We start from the raw sequence: 19,704 nt of genomic DNA, 5'->3' as shown, positions 1-19,704 counted from the left end.
GGCGGAGACCATGCCGCAGGGTTGAAAAACGAGGGCCGCGCCGCAATCTTAAGAGCGTCTGGAGCCTTGCTCATGTCCCTTCCCTCAGAAGAAATCGGCCCGCCCGCCCGTTTGCCCTGGCCGCCCATTCTCATCGCGCTGGCGATCGGCGCCGGGTTGGCGTTCGATCATGCGAGCGGCGGCGCTTTTTCCCCGCTCGTCTCTTTCCCCGGCGCAACGGCTCTGGGCGCGCTCATCGTCGCGTTGGCGCTCGCGAATGACATCTGGTGCGCGCTCACCTTCAGACGCCACGCGACGACCATCCTGCCGCATCGCGCGGCCTCGCATCTCGCGACGGACGGCCCTTTCCGCTGGTCGCGCAATCCCATCTATGTCTCTCACGTCGCGGTCGTGTTCGGCCTTGGCCTGCTGATCGCTTCGCCCTTCACGCTTTTGCTGACGCCGCTCGTCGCCCTCGGCCTGCAGAAGCTCGCCATCGAGCCGGAGGAGCGGCATTTGCTCGCGAAATTCGGAGACGTCTACCGCTCCTATATGGCGCGCACGCGCCGTTGGCTTTAGACTTTCTCCCACAATCTGGGGGTGGATATGAGCGCCGAGACAGCGCAGCTCGACTTCAATGTGCGCGGCATGACCTGCGCTTCCTGCGTCTCCCATGTCGAAAAGGCGCTGGCCGCGACTCCCGGCGTCGAGAAGGCGAGCGTCAATCTCGCGACGGAGCGCGCCGACATATCGCTTGCGCCGGGCGCCGATCCGGCCGCGCTTGTCAAATCGGTTTCCGACGCCGGCTACGAGCCCGTGGTGGAGACGATCGAACTCGGCGTCGGCGGCATGACCTGCGCCTCCTGCGTCGCTCATGTCGAGAAAGCCCTGAAAGGCGTGCCGGGCGTCATTGAGGCGAGCGTCAATCTCGCCACCGAACGCGCCAGCGTGCGCGCCCTGTCCGGCCCGGGCCTCGCCGATCGCCTGCGCCGCGCCATCTCCGCCGCAGGTTACGAGCCGCGCCGCATAGAGTCGGACGCCGGCGCCACGGATCGCGAGCGCGAGCGGCGCGAAGCGGAGATGAAGACGCTGCGCTTCAATCTCATCCTCGCCTCGATCTTCACCGCGCCCGTTTTCATTTTCGAGATGGGCGGCCATCTCATCCCCGCTTTCCATCACTGGACGATGGCGAGGATCGGCGAGGAGATGATCCGCCAATTCTCCTTCTTCTTCGCGACGCTCGTTCTCTTCGGACCCGGCCTCATATTTTTTCTCAAGGGCGTTCCGGCGCTCTTGCGCGGCCAGCCCGATATGAATGCGCTCGTCGCGGTCGGCACGCTGTCCGCTTACCTTTATTCCTGCGTCGCGACCTTCCTGCCGCATCTTCTCCCCGAAGGCGCGGTGAATGTCTATTTCGAAGCCGCCGTCGTCATCGTCACGCTCATTCTCTTCGGCCGTTTTCTGGAGGCGCGCGCCAAAGGACGCACCTCCGAAGCGATCCGCGCGCTGGCGAAATTGCAGCCGAAGACGGCGCGCGTCGAGCGCAACGGCGAAACGGTCGATGTCGACATTGACGACGTTGTCGTCGGCGACGCCGTGCTGGTGCGGCCGGGCGAACGCGTCCCGACGGACGGCGTCGTGACCGCGGGCTCTTCCTATGTCGACGAATCCATGGTGACGGGCGAGCCTGCGCCTGTCTCCAAAACTGTCGGCGCAGCCGTCACCGGCGCCACGATCAACGGCGCCGGCGCCTTCTCCTTCCGCGCGACGCGCGTCGGCGCCGACACGACGCTCGCCGGCATCATCCGCATGGTCGAGCAGGCGCAGGGCGCGAAGCTGCCGATACAGGCCATGGTCGATCGCGTGACCGCCGTCTTCGTCCCGGCGGTCTTCGTCATCGCGGCGCTCACCTTCCTCATATGGATGCTGATCGGTCCCGAGCCGCGCCTCACTTATGCGCTGGTCTCGGCCGTCGCGGTCCTCATCATCGCCTGCCCCTGTGCGATGGGACTCGCCACGCCGGCGGCGATCATGACCGGCACGGGTCGCGCGGCGGAGCTCGGCGTGCTGTTCCGCAAAGGAGAGGCGCTGCAAACCTTGCAGGATGTGACGCTCATCGCCTTCGACAAGACCGGCACGCTCACTTTCGGCAAGCCGCGTCTGACCGATCTCATCGCCGCGCCGCGAGAGAATGAAAACGAACTGCTCCGTCTAGCCGCGAGCGTCGAGGCGCAGTCTGAGCATCCTGTCGCCGCGGCCATCGTCGCCGCAGCCAAAGAGCGGGGAATCGCCCTCGCTTCGGCGTCGAATTTCCAGTCCGTCTCCGGCATGGGCGTCGCGGGCGTCGTCAATCAACGGCAAGTGGCGATTGGCGCCGAGCGCTATATGGCTTCGCTCGGATTCGACACAAAATCCTTCGAAGCCAGCGCCGCTGCGCTCTCTGAGGAAGGCAAGACGCCTTTTTATGTCGCGGTCGACGGCAAGGCGCGCGCCGTTCTTTGCGTCGCCGACGAATTGAAGCCGACGACCAAGCCCGCGATCGACGCGCTGCACGCCATCGGCGTAAAAACCGCGATGATCACCGGCGACGACGCGCGCACGGCCAACGCCATTGCGCGGCGGCTGGGCATCGACGAAGTCGTCGCCGGCGTCATGCCCGACGGCAAAGTCGCGACGCTGGAGCGGTTGCGCGAAGAAAACAAGATCGCCTTTGTCGGCGACGGCGTGAACGACGCGCCCGCGCTCGCGGCCGCGGATGCGGGCGTCGCCATCGGAACGGGAACGGACATCGCCATCGAAGCGGCGGATGTCGTGCTGATGTCGGGCGACCTCGCGAAAGTGCCCGCGGCGCTCGCTCTGTCGCGCGCGACGATGCGGAACATCAAGCAAAACCTTTTCTGGGCCTTCGGCTATAATGCGCTGCTCATCCCGGTCGCGGCGGGCGCGCTTTATCCGATCAACGGCATGCAGCTTTCGCCCATGCTCGGCGCAGGCGCCATGGCGCTGTCGAGCACTTTCGTGCTCACCAACGCATTGCGCCTGCGCCGCTTCCAACCCCCAATGATCGCCGAGGCGCCCTCACCGGCACATGACGCGCCGGCGTCCGTTGAGACGCTCGCGCCGATCCAACAGAGCAATAAGGAGGAAACCATGACGACGTTCAATGTGAAAGACATGACCTGCAATATGTGCGTGAAGCATGTCACCAAGGCCGTGCAGGCGGTGGAGCCCAACGCCGACGTGAAGGTCGATCTCGCGACGGGCAAGGTCGAAGTCTCGCCGACGCCGAAAGATCCGGCCGCGCTCGCGCAGGCGATCACGGAAGCGGGGTATCCGGCGCAGGTCGCGGCGTAGCACGGCGTTTCCCGAAATGTCATAAAATGTTCGATTCACCGTCATTGCAGCGAAGCGAAGCAATGACGATCGAACTCGAAACGCAACTCTTCGAAGCAGCGACGCTCGCCGAATGGCTGAGGCGGGAGGCGGAGGCGAAGCCGGGCGCGCCGCCGTAATGGATTTTAAAGAAACAGCCGGGGGGCGCTTGCCGCCTTCCGGCGTTAGGTTAAGTGTAGTGGGAACGGCTTTCCAGGGATTGTTCATATGACGCGGTCGCTTCGAGACAAGACGCTTTTCATCACCGGCGCCAGCCGCGGCATCGGCCTCGCAATTGCCAAGCGCGCCGCGCGCGACGGCGCGAATGTCGCGATCGCCGCCAAGAGCGTGACGGAAAACCCGAAAATCCCCGGCACGATTTTCACCGCCGCGGCCGAAATCGAAGCGGAAGGCGGCAAGGCGCTGGCGCTTCCCTGCGACATACGCTTCGACGAGCAGGTCGCAAACGCCTTGGATCGAACCGTCTCGACCTTTGGCGGCGTCGACATTTTGATCAACAACGCCAGCGCCATCGATCTGCGCGGCGTCGATCTGCTCGAGATGAAGCGTTTCGATCTGATGCATCAGATCAATGCGCGCGGAACCTATCTCTGCGCCAAGCTCGCTCTGCCGCATCTGCGCAAATCGGAGAACCCGCACATTCTCACGCTGTCGCCGCCGCTCGACATGAACCCCAAATGGTTTGCGCCGAATCTTGCTTACACGATGGCGAAATACGGCATGAGCCTCGTGACGCTCGGCCTGGCGGAGAATCTCGCCCGCGAAGGCGTGGCGGCGAATTCGTTGTGGCCCGAGACGGCCATTGCGACCGCCGCCGTCGGCAACCTCCTCGGCGGCGACGAGATCATCAAGCGCGCGCGCAAGCCCGACATCGTCGCGGACGCCGCGCACGCAATTCTGACGCGTCCCTCGCGGGAATGCACCGGCAATTTCTTCATCGACGTGCGCGTGCTCGCGCAAGAAGGCGTAACGGATTTCGCGGCTTATTCGGTCGATCCCGGCCATGAAGCCGTGCTCGACTTTTTTCTCGAGGAGCCGATCAGCGCCAATGTCCGGAAATCGGCCTTTCACGGCGGCCGATAGCATGTTTCGACGGAAGACGGCCTGAGGCAAGTTTCGCTCCCGATCATGCGAAAAACCGCAACGGCCGGGACGCCATGCAATCCGCTTTTTACGTCACCCTCTCTTCTCAGGTCGCGCTCGACAAGCGGCTGACGACGATCGCCGAGAACGTCGCCAACGCGTCGACGATCGGCTTCCGCGCCACCGGCGTCAGTTTCGAGACGGCGCTATCGAAGGCGTCGGCGACGGCCTTCGCCTCCACGGGTTCGGATTACGTCTCCCGCGCTTCGGGAAGCCTCGTAAAAACCGACAATCCTTTCGACGTCGCCATTATGGGAGACGCCTGGCTCGCGATACAGACGCCGCAGGGCGTCGCCTATACGCGTGACGGACGCCTGCGTATGCTGGAGACAGGCGAGGTGCAGACATTGCTTGGCTTTCCTGTCCTCGACGCCGGCAATTCGCCCATCGTGCTCGACCCGACGGCCGGCGCGCCGACGATCTATCGCGACGGCATGATCCATCAAGGCGACCGGCAATTCGGCGCGATCGGCCTTTTCGAAATTGACGAAGCCGCGACGCTGAAGCGCGCCGAAAACTCCGCCGTCATTCCGTCGCTGCCGGCCGCCGCCGTCGTCAATTTCGCAAAAAACGGAATTGCGCAGGGCCATCTCGAAAACGCCAATGTCAACGCCGTCGCCGAGATCGCCAAGCTGATCACGGCGCATCGCGCCTTTGAAAGCGCGTCGGCCGCGTTCGACATGATGGATGGCGCACAGCGCAATGCGGTTCGAACGCTCGGCGGAGGCTGACGGTGAGGACGGATGCGTTGAACCGGTTGAGCGAGGCCGTCGCAAGCGTCGCTCTCCCAGGCGAACGGCTCCGCATCAGCGGAACCGTGACCGAAGTCTTCCCTTCGCATTTCCATGTCGCGGGCCTTTCGCCATTCCTGCGGCTGGATGACTGCGTTCTTCTCGAGCAAGCGGGCCGCGCCTTTCACGGGCAGGCGATCCGCATCGACAGAAAAGGCGCGTTGGTCAAATCCTTCGAGAGCAATGCGGGCCTCGGCCTCGGCGCGCGCGTTACGTTGCAGGGACCGATTCAGATCGCGCCGCATTCGAGTTGGAAGGGACGCGTCGTCGACGCGCTTGCGCGTCCGATCGACGAAGGCGGTCCTTTGACGCAGGGAGAAAGACGCGGTCTCAACGCGTCGCCGCCAAGTCCGATGGCGCGTATGCGCCTGTCGGCGCCCGCCCCGACGGGCGTCGCGGCGATCGACGCCTTCGCGCCGCTCTGCCTCGGCCAACGCATCGGCGTTTTCGCCGGGTCGGGCGTTGGAAAGTCCACCCTCCTTGCAATGATCGCGCGTTCTCGGATTTTCGACGCGGCGGTCATTTGTCTCGTCGGCGAACGCGGGCGCGAGGTGCGCGATTTTCTCGACGAAGCGCTGGGCGCGAGCGCATCCAATGCGGTCATCGTCGTCTCGACGAGCGACGAAAGCCCGATGATGCGTCGATTGGCGCCGCTGACGGCCATGTCGATCGGCGAGTCTTTTCGCGACCAGGGACAATCCGTTCTGCTCATCATGGATTCGGTCACGCGATACGCCCACGCCTTGCGGGAGATTGCGCTCTCGGCCGGCGAGCCGCCTGCGGCCAATGGCTATGCGCCGAGCGTCTTCGCGGACCTTCCCCGTCTTTTGGAGCGCGCCGGCCCCGGCTCTGAAGGCGCCGGTTCGATGACCGCGATCTTTTCGGTGCTCATAGACGGCGACAACCATAATGATCCTGTCGCCGACTGCATCAGAGGAACGCTCGACGGGCACATCGTTCTCGAACGCTCCATCGCGGAACAGGGCAGATATCCGGCGATAGACATTCTCAAATCGATCTCGCGCGTCGCGGATCGCGTCTGGCGTCCGCAAGAGCGGGAAATGATCTCGAAGGCGCGCGGGCTCGTTGCGAAGTTCGAGGATACGCGAGACTTGAGGCTTCTCGGCGGCTATCGTTCCGGCGCGGATCCGGAACTCGATCGCGCAATAGGCGTCACGCCATTGATCTATGATCTCCTTCGGCAGGCCTCCGACGCGCCGCCGGCCAGCGACATCGTCGCGAGGCTCGACGCCATGCTCCGCCAATTCACCGAGTAAAGCGTTCTGCAAGCCCTGCGCAAGGCTCATGCTCGATCGTCTGCGCCTATGAATGGCTTGTCGCAGCGACCGAAATCTCTTCGTTTGTTTGGTTGGGCGTTTTCCACTTTAGCGCCGCTTATGTTCTGTTCGGGCGCGGCGGTCGCCTATGCGGGCGAAACGGGCGAAACGCGCATCCCTTACGCGGAGGATAGAATCCAGTATTGCGCCGACGTCGCCGCATCGGCGGAAGCCATAAGGCTCGATCGCCGGCGCAACGAACTTGCGACGCTCGAGGGAGAAATCGGCGCGCGCCTGTCGCTGCTCGACTCGAAACAGCGGAAACTTCGTATTGTTCTCGAAAAGCTCGAGGCTTTCGAGCGAAAGACGAGCGAAGCGCTTGTTGGGCTTTATGCGCGCATGAAGCCTGAGGCCGCCGCCGCGCAGCTCGCTCAACTCGACGCAGAAATAGCCGCAGCGCTCATGCTTCATATGAAGGCCAGCGCGTCGAGCGCCATACTGGGCGAGATGGACGCTTCGCACGGCGCCGCGCTCGCGAAAAAAATTTCCGAGCTGCGACTCTCGAAAGACAGGAAAAATTGAGATGCGACGCGCGTCAATCTTTACCGCGGCGCTTTTCCTGTCGGGTTGCGCGACCGATCCGCGCGACATTACGCGCGAACCGCATATGACTCCCATCGGAAGCGGCCTCAATTTTTATGACGATCAATTGCCGCTCGGCCCTTTGAAGAACGCCTCGCTTGGTCCGGCGATGCAGATCGACGATAACCGCGTCAATCTCTTCAAGGACGTGAAGGCGATGAGCGTCGGCGATGTGGTGACCGTCATCATCGCCATGGACGACCGCGCCATTCTCGGCAATTCCACCGACCGTTCGCGAGAAGCGAAGATCCGTTCGAAATGGTCCTTTCTTCTCGATCTCCTTCCTGCGCTCGGCGGCCCGCCCGGTTCGGAAACGAAGCAGACGGGCGCCTGGCAGAACGACATCGACGCCAGGACGGAGACGCAGGGGCAAGGCACAATCAATCGTTCGGAGCAGATTCGTTTCACTCTCGCCGCCGCGGTGACCGCCGTTTTGCCGAATGGCAATCTGGTCCTGCATGGGTCGCAGGAAATCCGGGTGAATAACGAATTACGCGTTTTGAGCGTCGCGGGCGTGGCGCGGCCGCGCGACATCAACAAAGACAATTCCATTTCATACGACAAAATCGCGGAAGCGCGCGTCTCATATGGCGGCAGAGGTCGTCTGAGCGAAATGCAGCAGCCCGCATGGGGCCAACAACTCTACGATATTTTCGTTCCGTTCTGAGGGATGCGACGAATGGTCGACGACCGGGCAAAAGAAAGAGCAGCGAACGGAATCATGCGGTCCTTCGCCCCGATCCTGGTTTTGACAATCCTCGGCGCGGGCGGAGGCGGCTATCTCGGCGCGATGGTTATTCCAAGCTTTTTTGTTGCGCAGGCGCCAAAGGAGGACGATCCGGCGCAGCATGTTTCTCGTCAATCGGCTTTCACCGACAGCGACGGGAGGGAAAAGGGGCGCGCCGACGTGAAAGAGATTGCGCAGGACCGGGCGCCGCGCCTTCCGGGCCCTGCCGGGGAACCTCTCTCCGTCATCGAGCTGCCGGCGGTGATCGCCAATGTGTCCGGCTCGAAACGCTTGATCCGTCTGCAGTCGGCGGTCGTCTTCAACCCGCAGGATCGAAAAGGCGTCGAGACTCAGCTCGCCGCCTTACGCTCCGATGTCGCCGCATTTCTCGCCACTCTCGCGCTCTCCTCGATCGAGGGAGCGGATGGGCTCCGGCGCCTTCAGGAGGAGCTGAGCGAGCGGGCCAAGACGCGTTCGGAGGGACGCATTCGCGACTTCATCATCGAGGCGCTGGTCGTGCAATGAGATGGCTCGTTCTATTCGTCGCTTGTCTGGCGCCGAGCGGAGCTTTTGGCGTCGAGAGTTTCGATCTTGGCGCGCTGCTTCCGAACGGGTCCGCATCGGCGAGCGGGCGCATGATTCAGCTCATCGGCGCTTTGACGATTTTATCGATCGCGCCGGGCCTGCTCATTATGGCGACGAGCTTTACGCGCTTTGCGATCGCGCTCTCATTTCTTCGCGCCGGGCTTGGCCTGCAAAGCACGCCCGCCAATCTCGTCTTGATCAGCCTATCGCTGTTCATGACCTTTTACGTTATGGCCCCCGCGGGCGAAGCGGCCTGGACGAGCGGCGTCAGGCCGCTCGTGGAAGGCAAGATCGGCGAGGCGGAAGCATTCGACAAAATGACGGAGCCCTTCCGGCAGTTCATGATCTCGAATGTACGCGACAAGGATCTCAAACTGTTCCAGGATCTGCGAAAGGGCCGCGACGGCGTTCCCGGACGCGAACCGACGCTCGATATTTTGGTCCCAGCCTTCATGGTCTCCGAGTTGCGGCGCGGATTTGAGATTGGCTTCCTGATCGTCGTGCCGTTTCTGGCCATCGACGTCATCGTTTCCGTGCTGACAATGTCGATGGGTATGATGATGCTGCCGCCGACCACGATCGCCCTTCCCGCCAAGGTTCTTTTCTTTGTTCTGATCGACGGATGGAATTTGCTCGTCGGGAGTCTGGTCCGCTCATATGGATGAATGCGTTTTTGAGCTGCGTATCGACGGCCTGTCTCTACCGTTCGACCGGGGATCTCTGAACGGCTTTGAGGTGGAAATTTAAGCAGGCCCCAACATTCACGGAAGAATTGTGAACGCCGCCATCTCGGTTTTCGCGCGAATTAGACGCTGATGCGACTGCTTCGCGGCAGCCCTCGGCGAATCTTGTCCTCGTCTATTGTGGAAATCTGAGCCGGCGCTCGATCTCGTCGATGCCACGAGATGGTTGAGAGAGGCGTCGTCAAGTTGCGCGCATTTTCTATGCGTCGCCTGGTTGAGCTGACTGAGTGGCGGGGAACACGTTCCAGTCCAACCCCGAATCGGGCCGTCGCACGGGTCTGGGATGACCTGCAGCGCCGCATCAGGTCGAGCGCATCGGTGCTGAACTCGTAGCATCCCCACCCTCGAACGGGAACCGGCCGGACTTTTGGTCCGGCCGGCATGATTGTTAGGCGATGCGGGTTCGCTTAGGGCATGTCGCCGGCGACGAACTTCGGAATCACCGGGCCGCCGACTTCAGCCGCGAAGCGCTTGCCGTCGGGCGTGAAGAAGAACAGCAGGCCGCCGATCTGGCTGTCGGTGTCGTAAGCCAGGTCGGACAGACGCTCAATGTCCCAACGCGCGTCCTGGATCTTCACGACGATTTCCTTCGACTCGCCGGGCGCGATCGTGTCGTCGTTCGACAGGCCGCGGTCGGCAAGCAGGTAATCCGGGAAGTCAGGCTTCGTGGTGAACACGGACGGGTTCAGGAAGCGCAGGCCAGCCGCGGTGTATTCGCCGAGGCGAACCGGCTGCGACGTGCCGTTCTTGACCTTCACATTGATGGTCAGCTCGCGGCCCGGAACCTTGTAGACGCCGCCGTTCAGCTCGGTCGTCACCTGCTCCTTGCCCACGCCCGCCGTGCCTTCCGTCTCGATCGGCGTCAGCGGCTTCTGCAAGCCGGCCTGAAGCGGGATCGTGCGCGGGAAGGTCGAGTTCGTCACCGCATAGCCGATGATCGTCGCGAGGATCGTCAGCGCGAGAACGATCGCGCCAATGCGGCGGTCGTCATCGCCGATGACGTCGTCCGGACGGCCTTCAGCAACCTTCAGATAAGACGCGATGATGCCCTTCCGGACGAACCAGAACAGAATCCACGCCGCGCCAATCGCCATCCACGGCAGATGCCACGCGTAAACGCGGCTGATGCCGAAATGCTCGAGATCGACGGTCGAGCCGTCAAGGAGCGTCACCGGATCGGTGAAGTCCTTCATGTCGCCCTTGATCTCAATCCACTGGCCGGGGCCGATGATCGGGCCGCCGCCTTCGACGTTGATCTGAGCGTGGACGTGCCACCGGCCGGCGCGACGGCCGCGCAGATTGACCGAGAACGCATAGTCCTTGCCGATCTCAAGCGACACCGAACGAGGAGCGAACTGCTCGCCGATGAACTGAGCCGTGCGAACCAGAACCGGACCCGGCTCGCCGGCGTTCAGGAACGACACGCGCGGATTGGCGACCGCCTGCGGCCAAGCCGAGAAGACGTGAATCTTGCCCGACAGAACCATGTCCTCGTTGACGTTCACCGTCGTCTTCGACCACGCAACGTCATACCAGTTCAGCGTGCGCATGCGAAGAAACGCCTGCTGCGACTTCTCGCCGTGCGCCGAGGCCGGAGCAATCGCTCCGAGCGTCGCCGCCACAGCAGCCGCCGCGCCGAGGGCGGCGAGCTTGACTAGCTTTTTCATGAACAAACCTCCCAGGTTCTCTTCCGGCCGGCGCCTCGCGCGCCAGCCGACTTTTTTAGCCGCGGACCGACCGGAAAATCGGCGATCCAACCTTCATGCGGTCCGCGTTTCTCTTTTCGAGTTGGGCTTCGGCGAACCGAAAGCCGCGGCCCGCGTCAGATGGTGTCGATGACCTTCGTCGTCGAATACCAGCGGCCCATGAACCACCACAGGAAATACACCATCATCGAGACGAAGCCCGAGAAGAACGCCGCAACCGGCACAACGTCCTTACCGAAGGTGCGCAGCGTGCCGCGCTCGACCATGCGGATATATTCCGGCATCGACGTGCGGACGTAGTGAAGGCCGATCAGATCCGCCAGCGTCATCAGCTGACCATGCTGCTCCGTCGCCTGGTGGAAGGCGGCGATCGCCGGCCAGTTGTTCGGATAGAACAAAAGACCCCAGCCCAGCGAACCGACAACCGCCGTGATCACATAGGAGCCCGACAGAAGCAGGATCACGTCAAGCCAGATCGCCGGAACGATCAGAGCGGACGGGAACACCAGGCTGATCGGGAAATAGGTCCAGCCCCAGAAGTTGACGTAGCGGTTGATCCACTCGCCAATCAGCAGGCCCAGAGCCGCGAAAACGGCGCCGAACGGCAGACGGAAGTTGACCCACCAGAAAGCCTGCGACGCCGCGCAGAACGTCACGCCCAGGATCGGAACGACCGTCGGCCACATACGACGATCCTTCCAGTCAATCCAGAAGTCCCAGTCGCCCGCCGTCAGCATGAAGTGGACGTGGTAGCCGCCGAGAACGGCGAAAAACAGCAGAACCAGAAGCATCCAGTCCGTCGTCGCGACGCAACCCGCGGCCTCGGCCACGGAGTTGAACGGACCGACCGCCCCCCCGCTTTTCGATTGTGACATCACTCTTCTCCTTGGTGTTTCTCGGAAGCCTTGAACGCTCCGAGCTTTCTTTTGCAGCCGACCCGAAAGCGCTCTCGCCCTCCGGATCCGCGCCCGGACAATGACCGCGTCGCGCCCATCGCCCGGCTTTCCCAGTCGCGCCGCGCATGCCGCGCGACGCCGCGAAACCTTCCCCGCAACGACCGGGTTGCTCCCGGTTTTCAACACGCGACAAGCCACCCAACCGCCTCAGGCGGCCAGACAAAACCCGACCCATGTCCGTTTCGAAAGAATTCCGCGCCCGAACCGCCGCCCGCGCCAAAGGGCGCGGGCGGCTTTGTCCGCGATTACTCGGTGAGGAGGGCGACGCCGTCCTTGCCGACCAGCGCATGGATGCGCATCAGGATCTGCAGAACCACGCCGAACACGCCCAGCGCCATCCAGCCGAAGAACACGAAGCCCCAATGCAGCGGAGCCACGAACAGCTCTTCCATGAACCAGAAAGTGTGGCCCCACTCGTTCAGGCCAACGTTCGGGATGATCATGAACGGGCCGATGGCCACGATCAGGAACGCCAGCGAGTAGCCATGAGCGAAATACGGAATGCGGGTCTTCGCATAGAAGAACGCGCCAACCGCGATCACCGAATAAATCGGGTAGCTCATGTAGAACTCGATGATGTGCGACGGCGTGAAGTCCGTGTCGCGGATCACCGTCATGTGCCAGGTGCCGTCCTGCTCCGTGAAGAACGACGCGCCCCAGTAAATGGCGATGCCGTAAACGACGAGCCACTGCACCAGAACGACCAGGCGGCGCATCTCTTCGCGCGGCGAAACCGCGTCGACGTTGCGGTCGCGCGTCTTCCACAGATAGCCGGCGAGGCCAAGGCCCGAAACCAGCTCAAGCGGGATCTCGGTCCAAAGGATCGACATCCAGTAGGTCTGGAACTCCGGCGCGAACGAATCAAGGCCGGCGCGCCAGCCATAGATCTGCTCGTAAATGCGCACGATCAGATAAAACGTGTTCAGCAGAGCCAGGCCAATCCACATGCCACGCAGATCGACTACGGACTCTACCTCAGCAGCTGCGCCAGCAGCTGCGCTAGTCGTCGAGCTCATATTTAACTCCTCCTATGTGCTCCCAGGGATTGCGCGTGACCGGTAAAAGCTCCGCCTCCCAGAACGGAACCGCTTCGTCCTCGTTTGATTAAACGTTCGGCGGGATACGTCCTAAACGTCGACCCACGCCTACCGCCCTTCTTGACGCAGCCCTCAAATCCCGAAATCCCCGGAAACAGCCGTCCCCAAAAGACCCCAAAATCCAAGCCGCCGCTTGTTGTTATCGGACGAACACCGACGTCGCCGCCTAAACAGGACCCAAATCGCTTGGCCTCCCAGACCAAGCCCCAGACCCTGTCTAGCGTGGCCCAACCATTCCCCCTCACCAACATAATATCAATATCCCTTGAGATAGCTAAAAACTGTCTATCGAATAGTAATAACAACCCCAGTGGATAGTTTTTTACCCACCCTTAACAATTGCGCAGAGGGCCCGGGGCGCTTTTCTTAGACGGCGCAATATTGCCCGTTCCACCGTGGTTTACAGCTGCTTGTGACAAGCCGACGCCAATCCAGGCCGGCGCGATGTTGCAGTGCGGCAACACCAGCCATCGGGGGTAGGCGCCTCAACCTTCCGTCCAGGGCCGGACGCCCGACATATCGACCGATTTCAACGCCGCTCCAACCGGCACGCCGTCGAGAACGAGGTCCGGCGCGATTTCGGCCAGGGGCCTCAAAACGAAACCCCGCCCGAATAATTCCTTGTGCGGCAAGGTGAGCTCCGGATCGTCCAGCGTGTGGTCGCCCAGGAACAGAATGTCGACGTCGATGAGGCGGGGACCCCAGCGGCGCGTGGGCTCGCGGCCCATATCCGCCTCGATTTTCTTGACCGCGGCGAGGAGTTCGTAAGGGGAGAGCAAGGTTTCGCCAATGGCGCAGGCATTGGCGAAGTCGCCCTGGTCGAGAACGCCCCAGGGCGGGGTGCGATAGATTCTCGATATTGCGGCGAGCGCGGCGATTCCCCGTGATTGGAGCAGCTCCAACGCTCTTTTTATGTTGCCGGGCTTGTCGCCGATATTGCTGCCCAGTCCAAAACCCACCCGCATGGCTCACCCCTTCGCCGGCGCGGCGCGCAAGGCGGAAAAAACATGGAAAGCGGCGCGATGCTCGGTCACGTCGTGGACCCGGAAGATCTGCGCCCCCTCCCCCGCCGCGATCAGATTCGCGGCGAGCGTTCCGACGATCCGCCCCTCGATCAGCCCGTCCGGCAGGCCCTTGAAGATCGACTTTCGGGAAACGCCGATGAGGAGCGGAAATCCCAACGACAGAAGCCTGGGCGTGGCCCGCAAGGCGTCGTAATTCTGCTGCCGGCTCTTGCCGAAGCCGATGCCCGGATCCAGAGCGATATGCGCCTCCGCCACGCCCGCGCGGCGAGCGAGATCGAGCGAGCGCTCGAAAAAGCGAAGCATGTCCGACACAATGTCGATTTCAGGGTCGGCGGCCTCGCGATTATGCATGACCACCACCCCGGCGCCCGCCTCGGCGATAACGGGAGCCATGTCGGGATCGCGCTGCAAGCCCCAGACGTCGTTGACGACGGCGACGCCGACCGAAAGCGCCCGCCGCGCGGTGACCGCTTTATAAGTGTCGATGGAGACGGGAACGCCCGCCTCCCGGACCAGGGCGGCGAGCAGCGGCTCGAGACGCGCCCACTCCTCCTCGGGCGGCACGGGGGCGTGGCCCGGCCGGGTCGATTCAGCGCCGACATCCACAATGTCGGCCCCGTCGGCCGCGAGTTTCCTGGCCTGCGCCAGCGCCGTCTCCTTCGAAGCGAAGAGTCCGCCGTCCGAAAAAGAATCGGGCGTGACGTTGACGATGCCCATAATGACCGGACGCTGTCCGATCGGCGCGAAGAAGCGGGCCCGGGCGGCGGCGATCGCCGCCCGGTCAATAGAAAGCGTCTCAGTCATATTTGATGTAGGCGAAGCGCTGATCCGACTCGGGCGTGCCTTCGAGCGCGCCGCCTTCCTTGCCCGGACGCCAGGCGACGACGTCCTCGATCTTTTTAGCCAGCTCGAAATCCTTGTCGGTCACGCCCTTCGCCGTGTGGGTCATGAGCTTCACCTCAAGCCAAGCATAGGAGGCGGCGATGTCGGGATGATGCCAGGCGGCCTCCGCCAGATGGCCGACCGCATTGATCGCCATCAGCGTGCCCTTCCAGCTATGCGTCTTGTATTTGCGGCGGATCCAGCCGTTTTCGTAACGCCAATGCGGAAGCTCGGCGGCGAGGCGCGCCGTCACCTCGTTTTCCGGCAAAGCTTTTTCTTCCTTGCTCATATCCCCTCCCCTGCCTGCTTGAGGTTTCGATCGGCCGCGCGCGACTTCTTTCGCCTGAGGCAGATATAGCCTAAACGGGCGGGAAGTCTTGCTCGATCGACAGAAGGAGCGTCATGTCGGCACAAGTGAGGGTCGCGGCGACGGCGCGGCTGCATCTCGGTTTTCTCGACATGAATGGCGGGCTCGGGCGCAAATTCGGCGGGCTCGGACTGTCCCTCGACGGGCCCGCGACGCGGCTGACCCTCACAAAAGCTCCGGCCAACAGCGTGTCCGGGCCGGAAGCCGCCCGGGGGGCGCAGCTTCTCGAGAAGGCGCAGACCGCTCTCGTCCCGCAGGCCCGGCACGCTTTGACGATCCACGACGCCATACCGGCCCATTCGGGCTTCGGCTCGGGGACGCAGCTGGCTTTGGCCGTCGCCGCCGCTCTGCGTCGGCTCGAAGATCTGGACCATGACCCGGCCGCCGACGCCGCCCTCATGTCGCGCGGGGCGCGCTCCGGCCTCGGGGCCGGGCTCTTCGCCACGGGGGGCGTGGTGGTTGATGGCGGGCGCGGGCCGCTGACCCGGACCCCGCCCGTGATCGCCCGGGCCGAATTTCCGCCGGACTGGCGCATTCTGGTGATTCGCGACCCGGCGGATGTCGGGCTTCACGGAGCCGACGAAAAAGAAGCTTTCGTCGCTTTGCCGCCCTCACGTCCCGAGGAAAGCGGCGAACTTTGCCGCCTCGTGCTGATGCAGGCCCTGCCCGCGCTCGCCGAAACGGACCTCGCCGCCTTCGGCGCGGCGGTCGCGCGGATTCAGGAGATCGTCGGCGACTATTTCGCGCCGCGCCAGGGCGGCCGGCGCTTCGCCAGCGCCAAGGTCGAGAACGCCGTCGCGCGCCTGATGCGGGAAGGCGCGACCGGCGGCGGGCAGACGAGCTGGGGGCCGACGGGCTTCGCCTTCGTCGAAAGCGAGACGGCGGCGCTGGCGATTCTCGCGCGGGTCGAGGCGGAAGCGCGCGCGTCCGGGCTGGAGATCACGGCGCATAAAGGGCTGAACCGCGGGGCGAGGATCGACGCGGTCTATGCCGACATCGCCTGATCTCGAGGAAGCGGACGCGGCGCCCTTATCGACGCCGTCGAACCCTGGAAGCGCCGTGAGGCTGGACCCTCGAACAATCCTCATTACGGGCGCCTCCAGCGGGATCGGGAGAGCGCTCGCAACCTCTTACGCGCAGCGTGGAACAACGCTCATCCTGATCGGACGAGATGCGCAAAGGCTCGCGGAGTCGGCGGCGGAATGCCGCGCATTGGGCGCGACCGTCGAGGCCGCCGCCATCGATGTTCGAAATATCGAAACGCTGCGCGCGTTCATCCTCAGCATGGACGACCGCCACAGCATCGATCTCGTCATCGCGAATGCGGGCGTTTCAGCGGTTCTGTCCCAAGGAGAAATAATCGAATCCCCGGAAACCACGACGTCCATTTTCGAGATCAATGTCTTTGGCGTCGTCAACCTCGTGCAGGCGGTCGTGCCGAGAATGTGCGCCAGAGGCAAAGGACAGATCGCGCTGATGGGGTCCATGGCCGCTCTTCGCGGCCTGCCTTACGCCCCCGCTTATTGCGCGACGAAATCTGCGGTTCACCTATACGCCGAGTCGCTGCGTCCGTCGCTGGGAAAGCATGGCGTCTCCGTCGCTTTGATCATTCCCGGTTTCGTTCACACGCCTTTCAACGCCCGTCTGTCGTCCCCGAAGCCGCTGGCTTTCAGCGCCGGGCGCGCCGCCGCGATCATTCGGCGCGGGCTTCAAGAGGGTAAGCGCGAGATTGTGTTTCCTCGTCTGCTTTATTTGCTGATCCGCGCCGGCTCCTTGCTCCCGGGCCGGCTGGTCGACGCGCTGCTGAACCGAATTCCAGTCGAGGCTCCGCCCATGCCTACCCCTCCGCCGGGCACATGACTTCCTTCGTCACCGCGGCGGCGAAATGCTTTACGCCCGCATTGATGCGCAGCGGCTGAGCTTTCTGCCCCTTTGTGAAAACCACATAGGTGACAATTCCGCGCGTAATGTTCACCACTTTGTAGTTTTCCGCGCCGCCGGTGGCGTAGCATTTTCCCTGTTGTATCGACTCTTCTGGCATGGGCATGGCGTCGCTCCTCTGATCGCGATCGTTGGCGCAAACCGCATGCCACGCGCGCCCTATCTCGCGGAAAGCCTCGCCGTCAAACCGCGCAGCGGCTGGAACGCGAACCTCGCTTCGTGACGCCCCTCCGGGATCGCGACGGCCCGAAACAGCACATTGGCGCGCAAGATCTCGGCCTCCTCGCCATCCAGCGTCGCGAACCACCAGGGATGATAGACGTCGTTGAGAATGAGCCAGCCGCCGCCGGGCGGGGCGTTGGCCTCGACGACGACCTCGGCGTTCCCATAGGAAACGATGCGCGCGCGCGTCGCGTCGGGGGGAAGGCCCTTGCGCGTATGGCAGAGCGGCGGCGTTTCGAGCAGCACCGTCTCGCGGTAATCGGCTTCAGGCCACTCGCCGCTTTCGACCATGCGCGCAAAGTCGACATGCATGGCGCAGGTCGCCACCATGACGCGCGGGAAGGCGCTCTTGTTCTCGTAAATATGAACCTTGCCGATCCGGGTCAGCTCCGTGAAGTCGCCGGACCGATAATTCTCGTCAATGACTTCGATCGGAACGCCGGTCGCGACATAACGCAGGCCGAGCATGTCGGAGAAAGGCGAGCGGTATTTTGGATAGAGCTTCGAGAATTCGCGCTGCTCAGGCAGCGCGAGATGATCTCCCGCGCCGGTGGCGTCTTCGAAAATCTTCAGGCGAATCGGATTGTAGCCGAGATCGTGATCGATGCCGTGGACGAGCGTCGCATTGGGCCAATGGAAGTCGATCGCCGCCAGTTCGACGCGGTCGCGCCGGTCGGGCGCGTCGCTCTCCTTGAGCCGCTCCTTCAGGAACGCGATGACCGGATCCTTCGAATTGGAGCGCAGGACGTCGAACTGTTCGGGCGGCAGCGCCGTCGATTCATTGGGACCGTTATTGACGGCGAGGTCCATTGTCGCGAGCAATGCGACGGCGGCGAGGAGAGCGGGGCCGCGCAATTTGCCCGCGCCTGCGACGAGTATAAGCGCGACGGCGGCCGCCGCGAAGGCGCCGCTGATGGCGAGCGGGCGCGCGGCCTGGCCAAGATGGCCCCTGATCTCCGCATAGGCGGCGCAGAGAATGAAAAGCCCGCCAATAAGGCCGGCGACCCACATGCCGGGCTTCGCCTCGCGGCGCTCGATGAGCGAGAAAGCAAATCCGGCGAGAATCGCCTGCGCGAAGCCGAAGAGGAACGTCGCGTCGGCGGGGCGCCGCCAGAGATCCACGCCGGGAATGCGATAGAAGAGCGCGAAGACCGGCGTATATCGGCCCAGGGCATAAAGCGCGAAGAAGACGAGCGCGAAGACGAAGAAGCGCGCCTCCTTGTCCGAAAAGAAACGGCGGCCCAATGCGGCGACGATCGCCGCGACCGTGATCTCGCCGGCGTAAATATCCGTCATGTTGCGGGCGAGAAAAATGTCCTGCTCGCCGACCGGCGGTCCCCAGAACGCGGCGAGCGGTCCGTCCGTCCCGAAGAGATTGGCGCAGACGAGAGTGAAGAAAGAGGCAGGCGGCAGCGAGCCCTTATGCGCGCCGTCGAGATCGATTTCAGGCCGATTCGAATTGGCGGCGAGATCGAGCGTGAAGGCGAGGGGGGTGGCGATGATCGCCGCGCCGACGACCGCGCCGGCGAGCAGCGGCGCGATCGCCGTCGCGGCGGGCGCCTCGTCCGTCGCGACGCGATAAAGCGCATAAGCCGCGAGCATCGATACGCCGAGGAAAGCGACCTGATCGCGGCCGAGCACGAGGAAGGCCGCGACGGCGCCGGCGACCGCCCCGTAGCGGGCCGAGCCGCGATCGAGCGCGCGCGCGAGCAGCCACAAAGTGACAGGAAGCCAGGAGAGGCTCATCACCTGCCCCGTATGCTGGATACGCCAGGACGCCGAGCCGCCAAATGCGAAAGCAAGCGCGGCGATCAGCCCGCCGGCGGCGCTCCAGCCGCGGTCGCGGAAATAGGCCATCAGGCCAAGGCCGCCCATCGCCAGCATGGCGAAGACGATCGCGTCCTCCAGCACGAAAGACGGCTCGGGGACGAGCGCGGCGGCGAGAAGGAAGAAGGGCGAAAAGATCAGCGACTGCGGATCGGCGATCTGGGGCATCCCGGCGAAGACATTGGGCGTCCAGAAAGGCGACTGGCCTGAATGGAGCGCATGCGCGAGGAAAGCGAATTGCGGCTGGAAATGCGCCTTGGCGTCCCAGGGGATGGTGACGCGGCCGGAAAGCCAGGGAAAAGCGAGCGCGACGCCGCACACAAGAAAAAGCAGCGCGGCGAGCGCATAGGGTTCGCGATTTTCGGCGTTGGGCGGGGCAGTCGTCATGCGCGGCTTTTAGC

General features: G+C 63.5%; 19 protein-coding genes. 11 read left to right on the top strand and 8 right to left on the bottom strand.

Annotated elements, in window-relative coordinates:
• Window positions 1–72 precede the first annotated feature (72 nt).
• From MMG94_RS16640 to fliP, 9 genes are all read left to right on the top strand, one after another.
• Complete coding sequence (locus tag MMG94_RS16640) at window positions 73–558, top strand: methyltransferase family protein (RefSeq protein WP_016921173.1); 486 nt, start codon at window positions 73–75, stop codon at window positions 556–558.
• Between the two features lie 27 nt (window positions 559–585).
• A complete protein-coding gene (locus MMG94_RS16635; protein WP_040579436.1) occupies window positions 586–3,333 on the top strand; it encodes a heavy metal translocating P-type ATPase in 2,748 nt (915 codons plus the stop codon).
• Between the two features lie 246 nt (window positions 3,334–3,579).
• Window positions 3,580–4,455, top strand: coding sequence for an SDR family oxidoreductase (locus MMG94_RS16630; protein ID WP_016921176.1), 876 nt, complete (start codon window positions 3,580–3,582; stop codon window positions 4,453–4,455).
• A gap of 74 nt (window positions 4,456–4,529) precedes the next feature.
• On the top strand, window positions 4,530–5,246 hold the full coding sequence (gene flgF, locus MMG94_RS16625; protein WP_016921177.1) for a flagellar basal-body rod protein FlgF: 717 nt from the start codon (window positions 4,530–4,532) through the stop codon (window positions 5,244–5,246).
• 2 nt (window positions 5,247–5,248) lie between these two features.
• Window positions 5,249–6,583 (top strand): FliI/YscN family ATPase, encoded by a 1,335-nt coding sequence (locus MMG94_RS16620; protein WP_040579429.1) that lies wholly within the window; start codon window positions 5,249–5,251, stop codon window positions 6,581–6,583.
• A 120-nt stretch (window positions 6,584–6,703) separates the two neighbouring features.
• Window positions 6,704–7,165 (top strand): MotE family protein, encoded by a 462-nt coding sequence (locus MMG94_RS16615; RefSeq protein WP_016921179.1) that lies wholly within the window; start codon window positions 6,704–6,706, stop codon window positions 7,163–7,165.
• A gap of 1 nt (window position 7,166) precedes the next feature.
• Complete coding sequence (locus MMG94_RS16610; protein ID WP_016921180.1) at window positions 7,167–7,892, top strand: flagellar basal body L-ring protein FlgH; 726 nt, start codon at window positions 7,167–7,169, stop codon at window positions 7,890–7,892.
• A gap of 54 nt (window positions 7,893–7,946) precedes the next feature.
• A complete protein-coding gene (locus MMG94_RS16605; RefSeq protein ID WP_157212452.1) occupies window positions 7,947–8,477 on the top strand; it encodes a flagellar basal body-associated FliL family protein in 531 nt (176 codons plus the stop codon).
• Complete coding sequence (fliP, locus tag MMG94_RS16600; protein ID WP_016921182.1) at window positions 8,474–9,202, top strand: flagellar type III secretion system pore protein FliP; 729 nt, start codon at window positions 8,474–8,476, stop codon at window positions 9,200–9,202. The genes MMG94_RS16605 and fliP overlap by 4 nt, the downstream gene beginning before the upstream one ends.
• Before the next feature lie 485 nt (window positions 9,203–9,687).
• On the opposite strand, the gene amoB is transcribed toward fliP, so the two are convergent.
• The 6 genes from amoB to MMG94_RS16570 all read right to left on the bottom strand — a co-directional run bounded on the left by amoB (window position 9,688) and on the right by MMG94_RS16570 (window position 15,235).
• Complete coding sequence (gene amoB / locus MMG94_RS16595) at window positions 9,688–10,947, bottom strand: bacterial ammonia monooxygenase, subunit AmoB (protein ID WP_026016564.1); 1,260 nt, start codon at window positions 10,945–10,947, stop codon at window positions 9,688–9,690.
• A 155-nt stretch (window positions 10,948–11,102) separates the two neighbouring features.
• Window positions 11,103–11,861 (bottom strand): bacterial ammonia monooxygenase, subunit AmoA, encoded by a 759-nt coding sequence (gene amoA / locus MMG94_RS16590; RefSeq protein WP_026016563.1) that lies wholly within the window; start codon window positions 11,859–11,861, stop codon window positions 11,103–11,105.
• A gap of 326 nt (window positions 11,862–12,187) precedes the next feature.
• The gene (amoC, locus tag MMG94_RS16585) at window positions 12,188–12,958 is read right to left on the bottom strand and encodes a bacterial ammonia monooxygenase, subunit AmoC (RefSeq protein ID WP_026016562.1); all 771 of its coding nucleotides are present in this window, start codon (window positions 12,956–12,958) and stop codon (window positions 12,188–12,190) included.
• A 566-nt stretch (window positions 12,959–13,524) separates the two neighbouring features.
• Entirely contained in the window at window positions 13,525–14,004 is a 480-nt protein-coding gene (gene folK, locus MMG94_RS16580) for a 2-amino-4-hydroxy-6-hydroxymethyldihydropteridine diphosphokinase (RefSeq protein WP_016920587.1), read from the bottom strand.
• 3 nt (window positions 14,005–14,007) lie between these two features.
• Entirely contained in the window at window positions 14,008–14,868 is an 861-nt protein-coding gene (gene folP / locus MMG94_RS16575; RefSeq protein ID WP_016920588.1) for a dihydropteroate synthase, read from the bottom strand.
• On the bottom strand, window positions 14,861–15,235 hold the full coding sequence (locus tag MMG94_RS16570) for a 4a-hydroxytetrahydrobiopterin dehydratase (protein ID WP_016920589.1): 375 nt from the start codon (window positions 15,233–15,235) through the stop codon (window positions 14,861–14,863). Before MMG94_RS16570 ends, folP begins: the two co-directional genes overlap by 8 nt.
• Window positions 15,236–15,348: 113 nt before the next feature.
• On the opposite strand from MMG94_RS16570, the gene MMG94_RS16565 reads away from it, so the two are divergent.
• The gene (locus MMG94_RS16565; protein WP_020372454.1) at window positions 15,349–16,317 is read left to right on the top strand and encodes a beta-ribofuranosylaminobenzene 5'-phosphate synthase family protein; all 969 of its coding nucleotides are present in this window, start codon (window positions 15,349–15,351) and stop codon (window positions 16,315–16,317) included.
• Window positions 16,301–17,173 carry an SDR family NAD(P)-dependent oxidoreductase gene (locus MMG94_RS16560; protein WP_016920591.1) on the top strand — a complete coding sequence of 291 codons (873 nt, stop codon included), beginning with the start codon at window positions 16,301–16,303 and terminating at the stop codon, window positions 17,171–17,173. The genes MMG94_RS16565 and MMG94_RS16560 overlap by 17 nt, the downstream gene beginning before the upstream one ends.
• Here MMG94_RS16560 and MMG94_RS16555 read toward each other — a convergent pair.
• Window positions 17,151–17,360: a hypothetical protein gene (locus tag MMG94_RS16555; protein WP_016920592.1), complete on the bottom strand. Its 210-nt coding sequence runs from the start codon at window positions 17,358–17,360 to the stop codon at window positions 17,151–17,153. The genes MMG94_RS16560 and MMG94_RS16555 overlap by 23 nt on opposite strands.
• A gap of 53 nt (window positions 17,361–17,413) precedes the next feature.
• Entirely contained in the window at window positions 17,414–19,690 is a 2,277-nt protein-coding gene (locus MMG94_RS16550) for a glycosyltransferase family protein (protein ID WP_016920593.1), read from the bottom strand.
• Window positions 19,691–19,704: the final 14 nt, after the last annotated feature.

Origin of the sequence: Methylocystis parvus OBBP (assembly GCF_027571405.1) — a bacterium.
Classification (GTDB): Bacteria; Pseudomonadota; Alphaproteobacteria; order Rhizobiales; family Beijerinckiaceae; genus Methylocystis; species Methylocystis parva.
This window is presented reverse-complemented; position numbering and strand designations above follow the sequence as displayed.